14 protein-coding genes are annotated in these 14089 nt (G+C 72.2%); 4 read left to right on the forward strand and 10 right to left on the reverse strand.

Features of this window, described 5'->3' with window-relative positions; genetic code table 11:
• Positions 1 to 13 precede the first annotated feature (13 nt).
• The 5 genes from ABZ312_RS18845 to ABZ312_RS18865 are packed head-to-tail and all read right to left on the reverse strand — an operon-like array spanning position 14 to position 7035.
• Complete coding sequence (locus tag ABZ312_RS18845) at positions 14 to 1627, reverse strand: glycoside hydrolase family 43 protein (protein ID WP_500438250.1); 1614 nt, start codon at positions 1625 to 1627, stop codon at positions 14 to 16.
• Entirely contained in the window at positions 1624 to 3972 is a 2349-nt protein-coding gene (locus ABZ312_RS18850) for a beta-xylosidase/alpha-l-arabinosidase (RefSeq protein WP_500323372.1), read from the reverse strand. The genes ABZ312_RS18845 and ABZ312_RS18850 overlap by 4 nt, the downstream gene beginning before the upstream one ends.
• Positions 3969 to 4787 (reverse strand): carbohydrate ABC transporter permease, encoded by an 819-nt coding sequence (locus ABZ312_RS18855; RefSeq protein WP_500323370.1) that lies wholly within the window; start codon positions 4785 to 4787, stop codon positions 3969 to 3971. The genes ABZ312_RS18850 and ABZ312_RS18855 overlap by 4 nt, the downstream gene beginning before the upstream one ends.
• The gene (locus ABZ312_RS18860) at positions 4787 to 5716 is read right to left on the reverse strand and encodes a carbohydrate ABC transporter permease (RefSeq protein WP_500323369.1); all 930 of its coding nucleotides are present in this window, start codon (positions 5714 to 5716) and stop codon (positions 4787 to 4789) included. Before ABZ312_RS18860 ends, ABZ312_RS18855 begins: the two co-directional genes overlap by 1 nt.
• A gap of 14 nt (positions 5717 to 5730) precedes the next feature.
• Positions 5731 to 7035 carry an ABC transporter substrate-binding protein gene (locus ABZ312_RS18865; RefSeq protein ID WP_500323368.1) on the reverse strand — a complete coding sequence of 435 codons (1305 nt, stop codon included), beginning with the start codon at positions 7033 to 7035 and terminating at the stop codon, positions 5731 to 5733.
• A 140-nt stretch (positions 7036 to 7175) separates the two neighbouring features.
• Here ABZ312_RS18865 and ABZ312_RS18870 point away from each other — a divergent pair, with 140 nt between their 5' ends.
• Positions 7176 to 8225: a LacI family DNA-binding transcriptional regulator gene (locus tag ABZ312_RS18870; protein ID WP_500356720.1), complete on the forward strand. Its 1050-nt coding sequence runs from the start codon at positions 7176 to 7178 to the stop codon at positions 8223 to 8225.
• Positions 8226 to 8440: 215 nt separating this feature from the next.
• Entirely contained in the window at positions 8441 to 8878 is a 438-nt protein-coding gene (locus ABZ312_RS18875) for a hypothetical protein (RefSeq protein WP_500323366.1), read from the forward strand.
• A gap of 61 nt (positions 8879 to 8939) precedes the next feature.
• On the opposite strand, the gene ABZ312_RS18880 is transcribed toward ABZ312_RS18875, so the two are convergent.
• Positions 8940 to 10118 (reverse strand): acyl-CoA dehydrogenase family protein, encoded by a 1179-nt coding sequence (locus ABZ312_RS18880; protein WP_500323365.1) that lies wholly within the window; start codon positions 10116 to 10118, stop codon positions 8940 to 8942.
• A gap of 343 nt (positions 10119 to 10461) precedes the next feature.
• Between ABZ312_RS18880 and ABZ312_RS18885 the strand changes: the two genes are divergently transcribed.
• Together ABZ312_RS18885 and ABZ312_RS18890 are read left to right on the forward strand one after the other, a co-directional pair.
• Positions 10462 to 10896: a hypothetical protein gene (locus tag ABZ312_RS18885; RefSeq protein WP_499515544.1), complete on the forward strand. Its 435-nt coding sequence runs from the start codon at positions 10462 to 10464 to the stop codon at positions 10894 to 10896.
• A gap of 293 nt (positions 10897 to 11189) precedes the next feature.
• A complete protein-coding gene (locus tag ABZ312_RS18890) occupies positions 11190 to 11543 on the forward strand; it encodes a snapalysin family zinc-dependent metalloprotease (protein WP_500438252.1) in 354 nt (117 codons plus the stop codon).
• Positions 11544 to 11634: 91 nt separating this feature from the next.
• Here ABZ312_RS18890 and ABZ312_RS18895 read toward each other — a convergent pair whose 3' ends face one another.
• The 4 genes from ABZ312_RS18895 to ABZ312_RS18910 all read right to left on the reverse strand — a co-directional run bounded on the left by ABZ312_RS18895 (position 11635) and on the right by ABZ312_RS18910 (position 13974).
• Positions 11635 to 12009 carry a hypothetical protein gene (locus ABZ312_RS18895; RefSeq protein ID WP_500323363.1) on the reverse strand — a complete coding sequence of 125 codons (375 nt, stop codon included), beginning with the start codon at positions 12007 to 12009 and terminating at the stop codon, positions 11635 to 11637.
• 116 nt (positions 12010 to 12125) lie between these two features.
• Complete coding sequence (locus ABZ312_RS18900; RefSeq protein ID WP_089223339.1) at positions 12126 to 12518, reverse strand: roadblock/LC7 domain-containing protein; 393 nt, start codon at positions 12516 to 12518, stop codon at positions 12126 to 12128.
• 80 nt (positions 12519 to 12598) lie between these two features.
• Positions 12599 to 13594 (reverse strand): transcriptional regulator, encoded by a 996-nt coding sequence (locus tag ABZ312_RS18905; RefSeq protein ID WP_500438254.1) that lies wholly within the window; start codon positions 13592 to 13594, stop codon positions 12599 to 12601.
• Positions 13591 to 13974 carry a hypothetical protein gene (locus tag ABZ312_RS18910; protein WP_499515541.1) on the reverse strand — a complete coding sequence of 128 codons (384 nt, stop codon included), beginning with the start codon at positions 13972 to 13974 and terminating at the stop codon, positions 13591 to 13593. Before ABZ312_RS18910 ends, ABZ312_RS18905 begins: the two co-directional genes overlap by 4 nt.
• Between the last annotated feature and the right edge of the window lie 115 nt (positions 13975 to 14089).

A 14089-nucleotide genomic window follows, 5' to 3' on the forward strand; every position in this document is an offset into this window, starting at 1 on the left:
TGTCGGCTCCTGGTCAGGGGGCGAGAGGCCGGTAGTCGAACCAGTCGATGTCGGCGACGGTGGTGGAGGAGGCGCCGTGGGCGGTGGCGTACGGGCCGAGCCAGACGCCGAGGAAGCCGCCCGCGCGGGGCGAGCTGAGGAATCCGCCGTCCACGGAGGTCAGTTCGGCCTCCGCCTCGGGCCCGGCGCCGGCGGGGGCGTAGCGCAGCCCGTAGCGCTGACCCTCGGCGTGGATGCGCAGGACCACCGGGCCCGAGGGCAACGGCGCCTGCGCGAGCAGGCGTTGCTCGCCCCGCGTGCGGACCGCGGCGAGCACGCGGCAGCCGCCGCGCCCGTCACCGGCCACCGCGAGCACCAGATGGTCCGCCTCGGACTGGCGGACGGCGATCCCCGCCCACTCCTGCGGCGTCCCGGGCGCCACGTCGAGGAGCGCGGACACGCTGACGTCCTGGTGCTGCTGGCGCCGGCCCAGGAAGCAGGGGGTGCCTACGTCGGCGAGCGTGGAAGGCCCGAGCGGCAGCCGCAGCGAGCCGGGACGTCCGGTGAGCGACCAGAAGGGTTCCCCGGTGCGCACCTGGTTCCACCGCGGGTCCAGCCGTGGGCCGTCGAAGTCGTCGCGCACCGGCTCCGGGTGGGGATCATGAGGGGACCCGGCGACCGCGGGCGGACGGAACGGGCCGAGCGTGGTGCCGACGCCGGGCGCGAAGAGCGGCCAGCCGTCCTCCCAGCGCACCGGGACGAGGAAGGTCTCCCGCCCGAGGTTGGGGTGGTACCCGCCGTACGGACGGCTGCCCAGCAGCACCGCCCACCACTGCCCCTGCGCCGTGCGCACCAGGTCGGCGTGGCCGACGCCCACGACGGGGAAGTCACGGCCCAGGTGCCGGTGGGTGAAGACCGGATTGGCCGGGTTCCCGGTGTACGGACCGGTGACGTGGTCGGCGCGGGCGACGCTGACGGCGTGCCCGTGCTCGGTGCCGCCCTCCGCCGCCAGCAGGTAGTAGCGGCCGTCCACCGTGTACAGGTGGGGTCCCTCGGCCCACACGGCGCCGTGCAGCGCGCCGCGCCACAGCAGGTGCTCGGGGCCGGTGAGGGTCAGCTCCGCGGCGTCGAACTCCCGCAGCCAGACGTCGGTCTGGCCCTCCCACTCCCCCGGTTCCGCGAGCCGCGTGCCGGTGCACCAGGCGCGGCCGTCGTCGTCGAAGAACAGGGAGGGGTCGATGCCGGGCGCGTCGTCCAGCCACACCGGGTCGCTCCACGGCCCGGCGGGGTCGGTGGCGGTGACGACGAAGGTGCCGCCCTGTCCGCTGCCGCCCACCAGGGTGGTCACGACGTAGAAGCGGCCCCGGTGGTGCCGGATCGTCGCGGCGAAGATCCCCTCGGAGGAGGCGACGGTGCCGAGGTCCACCTGCGAGGGCCGGTCCAGGACGTGCCCGATCGGCCGCCAGTGGACCAGGTCGCGGCTGTGGAACACCGGGATCCCCGGGAAGTACTCGAACGTCGAGTTCACCAGGTAGAAATCGGCCCCGACCCGGCAGACGCTCGGGTCGGGATGGCAGCCCGGCAGGACGGGGTTGGCGACGTCCACCGTCGACACGGCCGCCTCCCCCGTCCCTTCGGGCAGGTTCACCTGGACTCCTCCGGTGCGCCGGTGACCAGCACGTGCAGCCGCCGGGTGTGGTCCACCTGCCGTGCCGGGCCGGTGAGTTCGGCCCGCACGGTGAACCGGACGTCGGTGCTGGAGGCCGCCAGCCGCACCTCCAGCTCCCCCGGTTCCACGACGCGGCGGCCGTCCCGGCCGGTGAAGGCGGCGACGTCGGCGGGGACCGTGACGCCGATGCGCCGCGCCTCGCCCGCCTCCAGCGGCACCCGGAGGTAGCCGACGAGCCGCTGCACCGGCTGGACGACGGAGGCGATCGGGTCGTGCAGGTAGACCTGGACGACCTCGCTGCCCGCGCGACCGCCGGTGTTGCGGACGGTGAAGGACAGTTCGACCTCGCCGTCGGTGCCGGTGACGGCCCGGCCGTCGGCGCCGCCGTGCACCTGCGGCGCGGACCACTCGAAGGCCGTGTACGTCAGCCCGTGGCCGAAGCCGAAGGCCGCGGCCGGGTCGATGTTGGAGACCTCGCTGGCCCGCGCGAGCGGCGCGGCGAGGTAGGTGGAGGGCTGGACGCCCGGGTGCCGGGGCACGCTCACCGGCAGCCGCCCGGACGGGTTGATGCGCCCGCTCAGCACTCCGGCCAGGGCCGGGGTGCCCTCCTGTCCCGGGAAGAAGGTCTGGACGACGGCCGCGGCCTCGTCCACGGCCCGTCCGAGGGCGTACGGGCGGCCGGCCAGCAGGGTGAGCACGACGGGCGTCCCCGTGTCGAGGAGCGCGTCGAGCAGCCGCTGCTGCACGCCGGGCAGGGTGAGCGACTCCGCGTCGCAGCCCTCGCCGCTGGTGCCGCGGCCGAAGAGCCCGGCACGGTCGCCCAGCGCGGCGACCACCACGTCGGCGTCCAGGGCCGCGCGTACGGCCGCCGCGATGCCGGAGACATCGCTGTCATCGACGCCGCAGCCCGCCACGGTCACGATCTCGGAGCCGGGGAACTCCGCCACCAGGGCCTGGCGCAGCGTGGGCAGGTCGATGCCGAGCGGGGTGTCCGGGTGCTGGGCGCCGACGTGCACGGGGAAGGAGTAGCAGCCCAGCACGGCGGTCGGGGTCTGCGCCTGGGGGCCGACGAGCGCGATGCGGGCGGGCCGCCCCAGGGGCAGGGTGCCGTCGTTGCTCAGCAGGACGGCGGACCGCTCGGCCAGGCGCCGCGACAGGTCCCGGTGGGCGGCGGAGTTCAGGTCGACCGTGCCGCGCAGGCCCTGCGGATCGGTGAGGTCGGCCCCGGCGAGCGCGGACGGCACCGGGCTCCACCCGGGGTCGAGCAGGCCGAGCTGCGCCTTCTGGGTCAGGACGCGGCGCAGCGCGCGGTCCACGAGCTTCTCGTCGACCAGACCCGCGGCGACGGCGTCCCGCAGCGGCTGCCCGAAGGTCTTGACGGTGGGGAGCTCCACGTCCACGCCGGCGTGCAGCGCGGTGCCCGCCGCGTCCGCCCAGTCGGCGGCGACGCCGTGCAGGGTCTTGAGGAAGGCGATCCCGAAGTAGTCGGCGACCACGGTCCCGTCGAAGCCCCAGGTGTCCCGGAGCAGTCCCGTGAGCAGCTCCTCGTCGGCGGCCGAGGGGACGCCGTCGGTGTCGGTGTACGCGTGCATCACGGACCGGACGCCGCTCTCCCGGACCGCCATCTCGAAGGGCGGCAGGACGACGTCCGCGCGCTCCCGCGGGCCCATGCTGACCGGCGCCAGGTTGCGCCCGGCGCGGGAGGCGGAGTAGCCGGCGAAGTGCTTCAGGGTGGCCACGATGCCCGCGGACTCCAGGCCCTGGATGTACGCGGTGGCGATGGTCCCGACGAGGTACGGGTCCTCGCCGATGGTCTCCTCGACCCGGCCCCAGCGCGCGTCGCGCACGACGTCGAGGACCGGGGCCAGACCCTGGTGGACGCCGACCGAGCGCATGTCGCGGCCGATGGCCGCGGCCATCACCCGGACCAGCTCGGGGTCGAAGGAGGCGCCCCAGGACAACGGGACGGGGTAGGTGGTCGCGCCCCAGGCCGCGAAGCCCGCGAGGCACTCCTCGTGGGCCATGGCCGGGATGCCGAACCGGTTGGCCGCGGCGACCCGTTGCTGGGTGCGCATCAGGGACAGCGCGCCCAGGGCGGGGTCGACGGGGACGGTGCCGAAGGGCCGGGTGAGCTGTCCGAGGCCGTCCGGCAGGAGGTCTTCCAGACGGGGCGGCTCGTCCATGTCGTGCTGGTGGGGGGCCACTTCGGCCCCCTCACTGGAGGCGCCGACCCAGACGCCGTAGAGCTGGGCGATCTTCTCGTCCAGGGTCATGTCGCGGATCAGCGCCTCGACGCGGGAGTCGGCGGTCACGTTGTCGTTCACTTTCCTCCGACGCCCATGAGCCCCTGCACGAGGGCACGGCGGGCGAACAGGTAGACGAGCAGGACAGGGATCGTGGACAGCACCACGGCGGCCAGCAGGCCGGGGATGTTGATGCCGTACTGGGTCCGGAAGTTGTAGAGGCCCAGCGTGATCACCTTGGTCTCCTCGGACTGGGTGAGCACGAGGGGGAAGAGGAAGCCGTTCCACGCCTGCAGGGCGGAGAAGACGACGATCGTCGACAGCCCGCTGCCGGACAGCGGCAGGACGAGCTGGAAGAAGGTCCGCCGGACGGAGGCGCCGTCCATGGCCATCGCCTCGAACAGGTCGGAGGTGATGTCGCGCATCGTGCCGGTCAGGATCAGCGTGCACACCGGCAGGCAGAACGCCGCCGTCGGCAGGATGATGCCGATGAGGTTGTCGTAGAGCCCGGCCTTGCTGATGACGTAGAACATCGGGACGATCACGGCCTGCGCGGGGATGGCCAGGCCCAGCAGGAAGAGCCGGAACACCCCGGACGTGCCGCGGCCCCGGTTGCGGACGATGGTGAACGCCAGCGGCGGCACGAGCAGCAGCACGATGGCCACCACGCTGACCGTGACGACGACCGTGTTGAGGAAGTACTGCCCGAAGCCGTTGCTGAAGTCCTGGACGTAGTTGTCCAGCGTGAAGGAGCGGGGGAAGGCCAGCGGGCCGTTGGCGCTGTACTCCTCGCGCGTCTGCACGGTGGCGCCGAGCATGACGTACAGCGGCAGGCCCACCAGCGCGAGCCACAGCAGGGCGCCCAGGCCCGCCAGGTAGTTGGGGCGGCGCCTCATCAGAGCCCCTCCTTGGTGCCGGCCATCTTGTCGTAGCCGGAGACGCGGACGACGATCAGTGAGATCACGGTGGCGACGACGACGAGCATCAGCGCGACCGCAGCGCCCGCGCCGAAGTCGAACCCCTTGAAGGCCTTGTCGTACATGTAGTAGGCGCTGATGGTGGTGTCGGTGCCGGGGCCGCCCTGGGTGAGGATCAGCACCGTGTCGAAGGTGGTGAGACCGCCGACGATCATCAGGATCATCGAGGTGATGATCGAGTTGCGCAGCTGCGGCAGCGTGATGTGGAAGAACTGCCGTACGGTGCCCGCGCCGTCGATCTGCGCCGCCTGGTAGAGCACCTGCGGGATCGCCCGGGTCGCACCCTGGTAGATCAGGGCGTGGAACGGGGTGAACTGCCAGGTGCTGACGAAAACCAGCACGCCGATCGCGGCGGTCTGCGTGCCGAAGAGGTTGCCGTCGCCGAACAGCCAGCGCGCCTGCGAGGGCACACCGAAGTTCGGGTCGAGCAGCGCGCGCCACAGCACCGACACGGCGGTCGCGGACAGCAGCAGCGGCACGAAGAAGACCGCCGACAGCACGGCGCGGTTGCGCTGGGGACCGGCCGCCCAGACGCCGAGCAGGATGCTCAGCGGGGTTTGGACGACGACGCCCAGCACGGTGAGCAGCACGCTCAGCCAGAGGCTCTTGATCATGACGGGGTCCTGAAAGACCCGGACCCAGGTGTCGAAGCCCGCGAACTCGGGCGAGCCAAGTCCGCTCCAGGTGGTGAAGGACAGCACCGCCACCAGCACCAGCGGCACGACGGCGAACAGGGCGAAGAAGATCGTGGCGGGGAGCGCCCAGGCGAGGCCCGGCCGGCCGATGGTACGGCCGACCGGGCGCTGCGTCTGCCGCTTGCCCGTCACGGAGGCAGTGAGGGAGACCATGCGGGACGTCGCTCTCAGGAGGTGGGCAGGGCCTGCATGGCCTTGATGAAGCCGTCCGCGTCGACCTGGCCGTTGAAGAACTGCTGCACGGCCTGGTGGATCGGCGTGATGCCCGACGGCGGGTAGGCCTGGTCCCACGACAGCTGGAACGAGGGTGCCTTCTGGACCAGGTCGAACTGGTACTTCAGGTAGTCCGGGTTGTCGGCCGAGTCGAGGAACTTGGTGGTGTTCGTGGTGGTCGGCAGGTTGCCGATGGCCAGCTGCTGCTTCACGAAGTCGTCGGAGTACATCAGCTTGAGGAACTCCGCCACCGCTTCGGGGTGCTCGGTCTTCTTCAGCACCGAGTAGAAGTTGTTGGTGTTGCCGACGACGTTCGCGGCGTCACCCTTGCCGCCGGTGACGGTCGGGAAGTTGGTGTAGCCGAGGTCGTTCTTGGCGAAGTCCGGGCTGGCGTCCTGCTGCGTGGAGTACTCCCAGGAGCCCATGAGCTCGAAGCCGGCCTTGCCGCTGGCGAGGAGCTGGGGCGAGCCGCCGTCGGTGAACTTCACCGAGTCGAAGTTGGTGCCGAAGGCGCCGGCGTCGATGAGCTCCTTGAGCATGCCCAGCGCCTTCTTGCTGTCCTCGCTCTCCCAGGCGCTCTTGTCGCCGCCGAGGGCCTTGGTGAACAGCTCCGGGCCGGCGACGCGGTCGTAGAGGTACTCGAACCACATCAGCGTCGGCCACTGGTCGCCGCCGCCGAGCGCGATCGGGGTGACGCCCTTGGCCTTGAGCTTCTTGACCGCGTCGATGAGCTCGTCCCAGGTCTGCGGGGGCTGGACGCCCGCGTCCGCGAGGACCTTCTTGTTGTTGAACATCAGCACCGGCTGGGTGCCGCGCATCGGCACGCCGTAGGACTTGCCGTCGACGACCGCCGTGTTGAAGACCGAGGACAGGAAGTTGTCCTTCAGGCCCGGGTCCTTCTTGATGAAGTCGTCGAGCGGGAGCAGCAGACCGGCCTTCACGAACGGCTGGATGCTGCCGCCACCCCAGTTGAAGAAGACGTCGGGGGCCTGCTTGGTGTTGATGACGGTCTGCAGCTTCTGCTGGTAGTCCGCGCCGGGGACCGTGTCGAGGACGGCCTTGACCTTCGAGGTCTTGTTGAACTCGGCGACGATCGCCTTCTCCACCTTGTTCGCGGAGTCGCCGTACACGAGGACGTGAATCGTCCCGGAATCGCCTCCCGCGGAGGCGCCATCGCCGCCGCAGGCGGTCAGGGTCAGGCCCAGTGCCAGTGTCGCGCCGCCGGCGACGGCACGGGGGAACCACGCACGCTTCTTCATGATCGACCTCTCGAAAGTTTCGGCCGCTTTGCCGAAATTCGCCTGACGACGGACCGTAGGCTCCCTCCTCGCCGGGGTCAACAGCGTGGAATTGACGCGACCAAACCGTTACCGAAGGGCGGTGCTCTATCCTGTGCCGCATGCGTGATGATGAGACCGAGGGCCGTATCACCCTGGCCGACGTGGCTTCGAAAGCGGGCGTCTCACTTTCGACAGTTTCGAAGGTGCTCAACGGACGTCCCGATGTGGCCGCGCCGACCCGGAGCAAGGTCGAGCGCCTGCTGGAGGCGAACGGCTACCAGCGCCCCTCCCCCACCCAGCCCGAGTCGCGGCTGATCGAGATCGTCTTCCACGAGCTCGAGAGCGTCTGGGCGATGGAGCTCATCCGGGGCGTGGAGAACGTCGCCAAGAGCCGCAACATGAGCGTGGTGCTCACCGAGAGCGGCACCCGCCACGCCCCCGGCCCCGAGTGGATCGAGGGCGTGCTGCGCCGCCGACCGCTCGGCGTCGTCCTGGTCTTCTCCTCGCTGCCCGACGACATCAAGCGCAAGCTGCGCTCACGGGCCATCAACTTCGTGATCATCGACCCGGCCGGCGATCCCGAACCCGACGTCCCGTCCGTGGGCTCGGCGAACTGGGCCGGCGGCGTCGCGGCCACCCGGCACCTCATCGACCTCGGCCACCGCCGCATCGGCATCATCACCGGGCCCGACGACATGCTGTGCTCCCTGGCCCGTCTCGACGGCTTCCGCTCGGCCATGGGCATGGCGGGGCTCACCGTCGACAACGACCTGATCCGCTACGGGGACTTCCACGTGCAGGGCGGGCACGACGGGGCCCTCGCCCTGCTGGAGCGGCCCGACCCGCCGACCGCCATCTTCGCCGGCAGCGACCTGCAGGCGCTCGGCGTCCTGGAGGCGGCCCGGGTCAAGGGTCTGCAGGTGCCGCGCGACCTGTCCGTGGTCGGCTACGACGACATCCCGCTCGCCCAGTGGGCGAGCCCGTCGCTCACCACCGTCAACCAGCCGCTGGTCGAGATGGCCGAGGAGGCCGCCCGGATGCTGCTCCGGCTGTCCCAGCCCGACGAGACCGGCGACAAGAGCAACACCCGTATGGAGCTGGGCGTCAGACTGGTCGTCAGGAAGAGCACCGCAGCGCCGCGCGACGCCGGGGCGACGCGCGAGGACTGATCTCCGGAAGGGCGCGGAGCGGGCGCACGGCATCGCCGGCGGGGGCGCGGAGCACCCTAGCGGAGGACTGTGTGACGAAGGCCACACCCGATGTCAACGCCTTTCGGAGTGGCGGTGATTACCGCGGGCGGGTGGCGGGAAATGCTCGCTATGGCCGAGGCCGAGAGCCCGGTCTGCCCCGCTGGTGGGCGTTCTTCTGAGGGGGAGATGCACCCATGCGCACCCATGCACGACACAGCCGCGGCGAACGCACGCTGGTGGCGCTCGAGGAGGAGCACGAACGTCGCGAGCCGTTCGAGCTGCTGACGGCGGAAGACGCCGAAGACGCCTTCGACGACGAAGGCTTTGAGATCTTCCGGGTGCACTGCCCCGACTGCGCCCGCCCGATCGCGCTCTTCACCGACGAGGACGTCCTGCCGCAGCACGCGCTGTGCGCCTCGCCCTGGAACCCCTTCGGGCTGACGGTCTGCCCCGGCTCGGGGCGTGCCACCGCCGAGGCCTCGCCGGCCCCCGGCGACGCCCGGGACGACGACACGGAGTGGGGCGCGCTGCTGACGCTCCCCGCCGGGCTGGACTGGCGCACGCAGCCGTTCTCCCACGTGGGCGGACCCGGTTCACAGCCGATCCGCGTGCCGTTCCAGCGCGCGGCCTGACCCGCGCCCACCTTACGCACGGTGCCGCGCCGCCCCCGCCGGGCGGCGCGGCACGACCGTCTCAGTGCTCCTTGCTCTCCGGCCCTGCGAGGCTGCGGGCGATCACCATGCGCTGGATCTGGTTGGTGCCCTCGACGATCTGCAGCACCTTGGCCTCGCGCATGTACCGCTCGACGGGGAAGTCGGCGGTGTAGCCGTAGCCCCCGAGCAGCTGCACCGCGTCCGTGGTCACCTGCATCGCGGCGTCCGTGCAGAACAGCTTGGCCATGGCCGCCTGCCGGGAGAACGGCCGGCCCGCGTCCCGCAGCCGGGCGGCCGCGAGGTACAGCGCCCGGCCGGCCTCGATCTTGGTGGCCATGTCGGCGATCATGAAGCGCAGCCCCTGGAAGTCCACGACGGGACGGCCGAACTGCTGCCGGGTCATCCCGTACGCGAGCGCCTCGTCGAGGGCGGCCTGGGCGACGCCGATGGCGCAGGCGGCGATGCCGAGGCGGCCGGAGTCGAGCGCGGCCAGCGCGATGGTGAAGCCCTGGCCCTCGTCACCGACGCGGCGGCTGTCGGGGACGGTCACGCCGTCGAAGTGGACCTGGGCCGTGGGCGACCCCTTCATGCCCATCTTCTTCTCCGGGACCGCCGCGGTCAGGCCCTCCGCGTCGCCGGGCACCAGGTACGCGGTGATGCCGCGCGGGCCCTCGGCGCCGCTGCGGGCGAGCACCGTGTAGAAGTCTGCGACACCGCCGTGGGTGATCCACGCCTTGGTGCCCTCGATCCGCCACGCGTCGCCCTCGCGGGTGGCACGGGTCCGCAGGGACGCGGCGTCGGAGCCGGAGGCGGGCTCGGAAAGGCTGTAGGCGCCGAGCAGGGAGCCGCCGAGCATGGCCGGCAGGTGCTCGGTGCGCTGCTCCTTGCTGCCGAACTGGGCGACCGCGTGGCAGGCCAGGGTGTGCACGCTCACCCCGAGACCGACGGTCAGGCGCGCCGCCGCCAGTTCCTCCAGGACCTGCAGGTAGACCTCGTACGGCTGGCCACCGCCGCCGTGCTCCTCCGGGTAGGGCAGTCCGAGCAGCCCCGCCTCGCCGATGAGGCGGAAGACCTCGCGCGGGAAGACGCCCGCGTCCTCCTCCTCGGCCGCCCTGGGCTTGATCTCCCGCTGGGCCAGCTCGCGTACGAGCGCGAGCAGGTCGCGGGCCTCCTCGGTGGGAAGCTGTCGGTCCACCGGCTGAAGGCCGTCGTGGGACATGGCGGCACTCTCCTCCCTGTCGGGCGCTGCGGCGGCGTCCGCACAGGGTGTGGCGGCGCTACCGGGTTGTCGACCGTAGACCGATGGTCTCCTGCCGGGTCACGGCATGGTCCGACCTGCGGCTTCGGCGCGTTGGAGTATGCCCGATCGGAGGTGTCGGAGTCACGGGGTGCCAGGCCCTCCGGAGCGTGCGGCAGCGGATTTTTTCATACCGCGCGCCCATGGGCGGGCTTTTCGCAAGGCTGTACGGGTCATGGGGCCGTTCGGGTTAGCGTCGTCCCGCGCGCGGTGCGCGTGCGGGGCGTGTGTCGCCCGTGCCAGGAGTCGAGGAAAGGTGATGCCGGTGTCCGTGTTCCGTGCGTGGGGCCCGAAGGTGGCCGCGGTGGCGGTCGTCGCGCTGGCGGTGGCGGGCTGCGGCGGCCAGGACACGGATGCGGCGGGCGGTCCGGTCGCCCTGGAGCGGATCGGCGAGGCCGTCGGGTGCACCCCGCAGCTGCAGACCGACGTGAAGGAGCTGCGGCAGGGGGCGTGCACGACGGCACGCGGTGCCTATGTGATGCTCACCTTCACCAGCGAGGCCGGCCAGAAGTCGTGGCTGGAGGAGGCGGAGCCGTACGGCGGCTCCTACCTGATCGGGGAGCGCTGGGTGGTGGAGGCCGATCCCGAGGCGCTGGCGCCGGTGCGCGAGAAGCTGGGCGGCAGGGTCGAGGAGGGGGCGCACCACGGCGGCCACTCCGCCGCTTCGCCCTCGGCACCCGCGTCCGCCACGAGCCGGTAGCGGGCCGGGGAGGCCCCGCCCCGTCGCCATCCGCGGCGCTCCGCGAGCGCTACCGCCGGTCGGACCGCACCGTCACGTCCCGAACATCAGCGACGTGACCTGCACCGACGGCCAAGGCCAACGGGTGGCGTGTGCGCGACCTGCCGACCGGCCGGACCGGCACGCACCCGCCCCCGCAGGACGAAGGAGCCTCCCCAGACCCCGCATCCCCCATCTCCGGCGCCGCTCGGTGCTTGCCCGCCGTTGGCGGCCGCGGGCGAGTTCACCGGCGCGGTCACCGGAGCCGTCGCCGCGTGGAGCGAGGCGGTGGACAACGTGGCGTTCGAGCCGGTGCTCCCCCGGCTGGTTCGCGGACGTCCGCATCGTCGCCTTCGGCGTCCGGCCCTACGCGGAACAGGAGGAACCCGGCCGCGGCACCGTCCACATCTGCCGCCAGGCGGTGCACGAGGGCTACGACCCGACATGGATCGCGGCGCACGAACTGTCACATCCTCGGTCTCGACGACAAGAAGCCTGGGCCCCGCTCCAGCCTGATGTCCGGGAGCACCGCCGGCACCTCGTGCCACAGCATCCAGCCGGACGAGGCCGAACGGAGCGCCGTGGAGGGCATGTTCGGCACACGTCTGCCGGTCGCAGGGGCCGCGTGACCCCCGGCCACGGCAGGGCGGGGCCCGGCACACGTCGGCCTGCGCCTCATGTGCCGGGCCGCCCTCGGCCGCGGGCTCGTGGGGGGGCGGGTCAGACCTCCAGGTCGGATTCGATGCGCCTGAGCTGGTGGCGGGCCATCGCCAGGTTCGCCCGGTCCTTGTCCAGCGCGACGTAGAGGAACAGCCCCTTGCCCGAGCGGCCGGTCAGCAGCCGGATCATGTGGATCTGGGTGTTGAGCGTGATCAGGATGTCCTCGATGTGCTCCTTGAGGTTGAGCATCTCCATGGTGCGCATCTTGGCGCGGACCACGTCGGTGTTGCCCGCGGCCGCGACGGTCAGGTCGAGGTCCTTGGAGCCCCCGAGGGTGCCCAGGGCCATGCCGCTGCCGTAGTCCACGAGAGCGACGCCCAGGACGCCCTCGATCGACGTCATGACATCCTTCAGCGCGGTCTCGGTGTTGGCCATTGCGGTCTCACTTCCTTGTCGTTGAGTTCTCTGACGTGACGAATGCCTGGGTCCGGTAACGGCGCGGCCGCGTGCGGTGCCCGACGGCTTGTCGGCTGATGAGCTGGGTCCTGCGGTCATTTCCGCTCCTGACGTTGGAGCGCGAGGTCGACGAGATCCTCGATCCGTCGACTGGATCGGCGTGCCTCCAGGTGCAGGCGGCCCACGTTGGAGCCGGGTCCCGCCACCAGGGCGAGGGCCATGGCCCCGCCGGCGGCGTACGCGGCGATGTACCCGCGGTCGCCCCTGACGAGCAGTTCCCGGAAGCCGCCGCACTCGGTGGCCTCCGTGATGCGGGCCGCCACGCCCAGTGCCGCGGCGGTCAGCGCGGCGACCCCCTCCGGTTCCGGCCCGCTCAGGTCGTGCGCGACGACCAGGCCGTCGACGCTGGCGACGAGCCCGCCCGTCAGGTGCGGCACCCTCGCCCGCAGGCTCCGGAGTTCGGCCAGTACATCGGCTTCGAGTGCCACCAGCTGTCTCCTTCCGGCGAGCTGCCGCAGAGCCTTCCTCCACGGTCGTTCGGCGGGCGCCGGGCGGGTCGGCAGGGCGCTCACAGGCGGGCCTCCAGGGCGGCACGAAGTCGTAGCAACAGGGCGACTGAGGGATCGGAGGACGACAGGACCGCCGGCTGCGATCCGCCGTGGGCGAAGGGCTTGGGCGCCACCGGTGGCAGCGGCGCGGGCGCCACCGGTGGCAGCGGCGCGGGCGCCACCGGCGCGGGCGGCACGGGCGCTGGGCGGGCCGGAGCCGGAGCCGCGGGTGCCTGGGCGCGGACCGGCATGCTGATCCGGCCGGTCGCGGCCAGCCGACGGACGTCCAGCAGGGTCGCGAAGGCGGAACGTCCCAGGTGCCAGGCGATCTGGACCGGCGTACGGGATCCGTCCGCCGCCGCCAGCACCGCCAGCTGGGCGGGCGTGGGGGCCCTGGCCCGGCCGCCCCGCACCTCGCCCTCGGAGCGGGGGACGACGGGGCCGGCGTCGGTGTCGTCCCACGGCCAGGCCCGCTCCAGTTGCGCGCGGCGCCGCTGCGCCTCCCTGGCCACGCGCTGGGCGGGGACCGGCCGGGAGATGGGACCCAGCCGGGAGGTGGCACCCGGCTGGAACCGGTCGGGTTCCGAGTCGGGCAGCAGGGTGAAGTAGGAGGCGTCGAAGAGCGCCAGCAGGTGGCAGAGCTCGAGCTCCCCGCGGGCCACCCGCCCGGTGTCGACGAGGTGCCCGCCGACGCCGCGCTCGGCGCTCGCGGTGGTGACCGCCTCGCGCCACTGGTCCGGGGAGAGCAGCCCGCAGGCCATGAGCCGTACCCCGAGGTCGGGGGCGCAGGGGCTCTCGGCGTGGACGATCGCCCCGTCGCGCAGGTAGACCGCCCCCGCCGATCCGTACAGCGCCCCGCTGGCCCTCGCCTCCGCGAGCCGGGCCAGTGCGGCGGTGAAGGCGTACGCGCCCACCACCCCGGCGCGGACCTGGGCCGGCGCGCTGCCGCGCGCCGGAATGCGCCGGGGCAGACCGCGCATGGCCAGTGCCGGCCGCCCCGCCTCCGTGCCCGTCATACGAGCACCAGCCGCTCGGCGATGGACTGCAGCCCGAGCCGGGCGACGGCCAGGTTGGCCATCGACCGGTCCAGCCACAGGTAGAGGATGACGTCGCTGTCGAAGGAGGTGTCGAGGAAGCGGATGAGGTGGTAACTCCCCGGGGCGGTGATGATGATGTCCTCGACCGGCACCCTTCCGGACTCCTTCGCGGTGAAGGTGCCGCCCTCCACGACCGCCCGCGCCGCCTCGGTGGTGTCCGCGGCGGCCGCCTCGTGACCGTGTCCCGGCTCCTGCCCGACCGCCCCGAGGAGCAGGCCGCTGCTCCAGTCGACCACGCTCGCCCCGAGCACACCGGGAATCGCCAGCGCCTCGGAAAGGCACTCGTCTATGCCGGGCACGCGCACCCCTTCGCCGCCACTTCTGGTATACGGAACAGCACGGAACGTTACTCATCCCGTACGCGAAAAAGGTGAGTTGGGGCATTTTCCGGAGGCATGTGCGGGCGACTCGCTA

It is taken from the genome of Streptomyces sp. NPDC006207, assembly GCF_040613835.1.
GTDB lineage: Bacteria > Actinomycetota > Actinomycetes > Streptomycetales > Streptomycetaceae > Actinacidiphila.